Raw genomic sequence first — 3019 nt, 5'->3', positions numbered from 1 at the left:
CTGTGGAACTAACTCCATCAGATGAATGTTGTAGCGATGTACAAACAACTGAAGCTGGAGAAGGAACTTCTTGTTATTCAGATTCAACTATAAATAAAGTTTGAGACCTCAATAATATCATTATGAACTTATGTTCATAATGATATTTATATTATATTTGCGATAAGAAGAATAGCATGACACGTACAAAGAAAAACAGATTTATCCAGATGGCTCCTCATTTTAGCGGGTTTAAGCCTTTGGGGTTGCTTTATAAAAGGAAGGATGCCGTTATTATCAATTTTGAAGAATACGAAGCCTTGAAATTATGCGATTATGAGCATTTATCTCAGGCGGAGGCTGCTAATCTGATGAATATATCTCGTCCTACATTTACGCGTATTTATGAAAGTGTACGCAAAAAGATAGCAATAGCTTTTATTGAGGCTTCACCGATTATCTTTGAAGGAGGAAATACCGAGATAGCAAAATGGTATAAATGCGATGACTGTGAAATAGTCTTTACATTAAAAAATGATTCTGAAGCAAAATGTCCACTTTGCGGGAGACTTGCTGTCACTTTAAATAAACCTGAATTATGATAATCGCAATTTCATCGGATGAGAATGATTTGAATCAAACAGTTTCAGGCAGTTTTGGGAGATGTCGCTATTTTTGTTTATATAATACAGAAACACTCGAAGCTATATTTGTAGAAAATCCGGCGACATCAAGCCCGAAAAATGCAGGAGCGAAGGCAGCTTATTTTCTATTAGAACAAAATGTAGGAATAGTAGTAGCCTGCCGCTTTGGAACCATAGCTATTGTGTATTTAAGAGAAAATGATATTCAAATAGTAATACCTCAGTCACCAAAAACAATCAACGAAATTATAAATCAATTAAAAAAGCAGATAATATGAAAATTGCTGTACCAACAAGAGGAAATATTGTGGACGACCATTTCGGACACTGTGAGGCCTATTCGGTTTTCACAATAGACAACGATAAAAATATCGAAAATGCTGAATTATATCCATCACCGCAAGGATGCGGATGTAAAAGCAATATCGCATCTCTTTTACAGGAAGAGGGCGTGACTGTCATGCTTGCCGGTAATATGGGGGCTGGAGCTTTAAAGGTGTTGACCGGCCATGGGATTAAAGTATATCGTGGTTGTTCGGGTAATGCATCGAAGGTAGTTCAGGATTTTCTGGATGGAAAGATTATTGATTCGGGCGAAGGATGCGACCATCACCAAGAGGGGCATCAATGCAATCATGAATCGTAAATGGAAGTAACTGTTCTAATAGATAATAACTTTGGTCCGGAAGAAACCAGAAATATCAACTTAGAGATTCCTATGCACAAGAATCAATACAATTATAAACATTAAGCCTTTATCTTTAGAAAATCAAGAAAACGTATTGAAACCTTGTTCTCTCAGCTCTGTGATCAGTTTATGATTTCGTAGAAACTATGCCAAAATTTTGATGGTTTCAAAAATATAACATTTTATAAGGTTATGGGTCTGGTAGTTATGCAGATCATAAATTAAATAATAATAATTGAAAAACTTATATTGTATGATTAATGCACTACGGGTTCACTTAAGATCCAAGCAATGAATGCCGGTTATCTTTTATCTAATTTTTTGTAGAAAAAATGATCGAATGAAAACCTTCCTGCACCATAAATGAGTAATAGGAGAAGTAGTAATGTCATCGAAAAGTCTGTACGGGACTCATGTGCCATAACCCAGAATCCTTTATCGAGTAAAACAGGCAATTTAGTTGTAATTAATGCAGTGAACATAATTATGATAAGAGGAATTGTTGCGATCTTAGTCAACAAGCCCAATAATAGAAGTAAGCCACAAATAATCTCAAATGTTCCGACAAAATAAGCCAAGAACTCAGGGTTGGCAAACCCGATCTTCTCAAAACGTCCGGCTCCTACTAATTCCGGTAAGATGTATTTCTGTATCCCTTCGGATAAAAATACCCACCCTACAATAATACGTGGTATCAATGGCTTGTAGTCCTGTGCTGTCTTTAAAACAGCATGTATAATTTTCTTCATAATTTAGTTTGTTTATCAATGGATGCGAAGTCCAAAACTTACTTCAACATAAATCCTATACTATATTAAGAATAATAGATAACCTACAATCGCACTTCCCAAAACGATAAATGCACTGTTCATCTTCTTAAAAACAAAAATTACAAGCAGGCTTAGAACAGCTATAACAATTGTACGCCAATCGGTCAATGTCTCTTTGCCCATTTCTAGACAAACAGCTAGTATAACTGCGACCGAAGCTATATTTACAGCATTGAGGAAGGCTGCCATAGGTTTCGATTTGCGTAGTTTGGGAATAACCGGATTCAATACAATTACAAACAGAAAAGAGGGTAAGAATATTCCAATAGTTGCCACCATAGCACCCCATACTCCATTTATTTAATTGCCAACCGATAAATGTCGCCGTTGAAAGAACCGGACCGGGTGTAAATTGTCCCACAGCAATGGAATCAATAAGCTGCTGACGGGTAAGATACCCACTAACAACTAACTCTGCGTCTAAAAATGCAAACAATACATAGCCACTACCATACAGCAGGGCTCCAATCTTCAAAAACAGCAGAAAGATTTTTAAACTTCCGACAGGCACATTACCTGAGACTCCAACAAAGAGAGCCAATGGAACAAAACTGTTTACGGTTGCCTTTATGTTTTTCAGATAATATAATATGAGCCCTGCACCACCACAGCCTAGCAGGGCTATTATCTCGTTGATACCCATCAAACACGCAATAACTGTCAAAACTCCTAAAATTCCCAATTCAATATTTTTCAACGCTTTTTTTCCTAAACTCACCAATGCTCCTATAATTATTGCAATTACGGCAGGCTTTATTCCATATATAAAAGGTGTGACATTGGGTAATTGACCATATTGTTGATAGAGCCACGCAAACACTGATGTAATAAGAACAGCCGGAAGGATGAAAGATAATCCGGCAACGACAAGACCTTTA

The 3019-nt window shown here is 36.6% G+C and carries 5 protein-coding genes and 2 pseudogenes; 4 read left to right on the top strand and 3 right to left on the bottom strand.

Going from position 1 to position 3019, the window contains the following annotated elements; translation table 11 throughout:
- The first annotated feature begins 176 nt into the window (after window positions 1-176).
- From G7Y57_RS17695 to G7Y57_RS18215, 4 genes and pseudogenes are all read left to right on the top strand, one after another.
- A complete protein-coding gene (locus G7Y57_RS17695) occupies window positions 177-581 on the top strand; it encodes a DUF134 domain-containing protein (RefSeq protein ID WP_165027291.1) in 405 nt (134 codons plus the stop codon).
- Window positions 578-901 carry a NifB/NifX family molybdenum-iron cluster-binding protein gene (locus G7Y57_RS17690; protein WP_165027288.1) on the top strand — a complete coding sequence of 108 codons (324 nt, stop codon included), beginning with the start codon at window positions 578-580 and terminating at the stop codon, window positions 899-901. The genes G7Y57_RS17695 and G7Y57_RS17690 overlap by 4 nt, the downstream gene beginning before the upstream one ends.
- The gene (locus G7Y57_RS17685; protein WP_165027284.1) at window positions 898-1269 is read left to right on the top strand and encodes a NifB/NifX family molybdenum-iron cluster-binding protein; all 372 of its coding nucleotides are present in this window, start codon (window positions 898-900) and stop codon (window positions 1267-1269) included. The genes G7Y57_RS17690 and G7Y57_RS17685 overlap by 4 nt, the downstream gene beginning before the upstream one ends.
- Window positions 1270-1320: 51 nt before the next feature.
- A pseudogene (locus G7Y57_RS18215) lies at window positions 1321-1536 on the top strand (IS982 family transposase); the annotation flags it as partial.
- A gap of 77 nt (window positions 1537-1613) precedes the next feature.
- On the opposite strand, the gene G7Y57_RS17680 reads toward G7Y57_RS18215, so the two are convergent.
- From G7Y57_RS17680 to G7Y57_RS18205, 3 genes and pseudogenes are all read right to left on the bottom strand, one after another.
- Complete coding sequence (locus G7Y57_RS17680; RefSeq protein WP_165027281.1) at window positions 1614-2060, bottom strand: DoxX family protein; 447 nt, start codon at window positions 2058-2060, stop codon at window positions 1614-1616.
- Between the two features lie 60 nt (window positions 2061-2120).
- Window positions 2121-2420: a chromate transporter gene (locus G7Y57_RS18210; RefSeq protein ID WP_370457722.1), complete on the bottom strand. Its 300-nt coding sequence runs from the start codon at window positions 2418-2420 to the stop codon at window positions 2121-2123.
- 79 nt (window positions 2421-2499) lie between these two features.
- Window positions 2500-2961: pseudogene (locus G7Y57_RS18205) on the bottom strand (chromate transporter); the annotation flags it as partial.
- Window positions 2962-3019: the final 58 nt, after the last annotated feature.

This window comes from Dysgonomonas sp. ZJ279, assembly GCF_011039205.1.
In the GTDB taxonomy this organism is placed as follows: domain Bacteria; phylum Bacteroidota; class Bacteroidia; order Bacteroidales; family Dysgonomonadaceae; genus Dysgonomonas.
This window is presented reverse-complemented; position numbering and strand designations above follow the sequence as displayed.

Coding starts and splice junctions, on each gene's coding strand:
- G7Y57_RS17680 (WP_165027281.1), bottom strand. CDS start 2,060: ATGAAGAAAATTATACATGCTGTTTTAAAGACAGCACAGGACTACAAG.
- G7Y57_RS18210 (WP_370457722.1), bottom strand. CDS start 2,420: ATGGTGGCAACTATTGGAATATTCTTACCCTCTTTTCTGTTTGTAATT.
- G7Y57_RS17685 (WP_165027284.1), top strand. CDS start 898: ATGAAAATTGCTGTACCAACAAGAGGAAATATTGTGGACGACCATTTC.
- G7Y57_RS17690 (WP_165027288.1), top strand. CDS start 578: ATGATAATCGCAATTTCATCGGATGAGAATGATTTGAATCAAACAGTT.
- G7Y57_RS17695 (WP_165027291.1), top strand. CDS start 177: ATGACACGTACAAAGAAAAACAGATTTATCCAGATGGCTCCTCATTTT.